The following is a 1,620-nucleotide window of genomic DNA, read 5'->3' on the forward strand; positions in this document are numbered from 1 at the left end:
GGCCCTACTGGGCGACGAAGATGCGCACCTCGTCCTCGCAGGCCGAAGGCGCCGAGCGCGAGTTCCAGGTGGCGACGCTCGAATTCATCGGCGAGGACGGCGCGTTGACCGGCGTCAAATGCTGCGAGGTCGATGAAAAGCGCAAGCCGATCGCCGGCACGGAATTCGTCATCCGCGCGGATCTCGCCTTCATCGCCATCGGCTTTGCCGGGCCGGCTACCGTCGGACCGGTGTCGGAACTGGCTGGCCAGATGAAGATCGTCATCGACAGCCGCCGCTCGAACAACGTCGAGGCCAATGACCGCGACTACAAGACCAGCGTCGAAAAGCTCTATGCGGCGGGCGATGTGCGCCGCGGTCAATCGCTGGTCGTCTGGGCGATCCGCGAGGGCCGGCAGGCGGCTCGTTCGATCGACGAGGCGCTGATGGGATCGAGCGTGCTGCCGCGCTGAGTCTGTCTCGAGCGCTACTCCTGCGGCCATCTGAAGGCGCTTTCTGCCCTTCCGGTGCCCGGGGCAGGTTTAATGCATGTCGCGCAAAAGTGTGCAGCGGTTTTGCGATAACGACATGCTTAAAAACAACAACCTAAAGCGCGTCGCATGAGGCCGGTCACACGCGACGCGCTTTAGGGAGTGATCGCCGTGGTCGTTTCGGTTGCGGCCGCCGCCGCAGGCTGTCCCCTGGGCGGCCAGGAAAAATCGTCGGCGCGGCCGGGCGAAGCAGCGGGCGCCTTGCCCTCGACGACAAGTTTTTCGCCAGACCCGTCGGCCTTTGCCGGCGCTGCGGCGCCGAGAAGTTCCGAACCGCCGTCGAGTGCCGGATCGTTGAGCAGCATCGGCACGGTGCGATCGACGGCCATGGGTGCCGGTGCCGGCGCCCCGACGGGAGCGCCCGCTGGCGCGTAAGCTGCCGGTGTGCCCGTGGGCGCGGTCATTCCAAGGATCTTCATCAAGGGCTTTTCGGCATAGAAGGCGAGCTTGCGTTTGCCGGCTTTCGACACATAGATGCCGTCGTCGGTGCGCAGGCGCACCGGCTGGCCGTTGATATCAGGCCCGCTGGTGACAAAGGCGCCGTCCTCGTCGACGAAACCGTCCCAGATGTCGACGAATTCGCCGCCATGACTTTCGGCCGTCGTGCGATAGATGTCGTTGAAAGCCAGCATGTCTGAGGTCATCTTCGGCGCCTTGAATGCCGGCATGCCGACCCACAGATACGGCACCTTGACCGATGCAATGGCCTTGCCGAACGCTTCGGTCCGGCGTTCGTATTCGTTGGTCCAGGCCTCGGACCGCGGCTGTTCGCGTTCCCCGTTCACGCGCATTTGCTGCCGATCGTTGGAGCCCAGCATGACGATTACGGCCGCGGGCTTTTCGGTCTCGATCAGCGACTTGATCTGTTCGGGCCAGTTGTAGAAATCGTCACGCACGAAACCGGACGAACCGTTGCTGTGAACGACGATCCTGATCTTGGTGTTTTCGGCAAAGGCGGTATCGAGACCTTCGCCGAGGCCGCTCGCCATGAAATCGCCGACCACCAGAACGGTGCGGGCATCCGGCGCCTTCTCGACAATCGGGGTTGCCGGCTCAGCCGGCCGGCGCGGCGCCGCGCGGGGCTTTCTTG

Annotated in this window: 2 protein-coding genes; one reads left to right on the forward strand and one right to left on the reverse strand. The window is 64.3% G+C overall.

What is annotated here, in order from left to right; all coding sequences use genetic code 11:
• Positions 1 to 452: FAD-dependent oxidoreductase (locus EOA85_RS34825; protein WP_348627960.1), on the forward strand; the 452-nt coding region annotated here is incomplete at its 5' end.
• 173 nt (positions 453 to 625) lie between these two features.
• On the opposite strand, the gene EOA85_RS34830 is transcribed toward EOA85_RS34825, so the two are convergent.
• A partial coding sequence (locus tag EOA85_RS34830; protein WP_127212696.1) for a DUF459 domain-containing protein occupies positions 626 to 1,620 on the reverse strand: 995 nt, incomplete at its 5' end.

Source organism: Mesorhizobium sp. M5C.F.Ca.IN.020.29.1.1, assembly GCF_003997375.1.
GTDB classification, from domain to species: Bacteria; Pseudomonadota; Alphaproteobacteria; order Rhizobiales; family Rhizobiaceae; genus Mesorhizobium; species Mesorhizobium wenxiniae.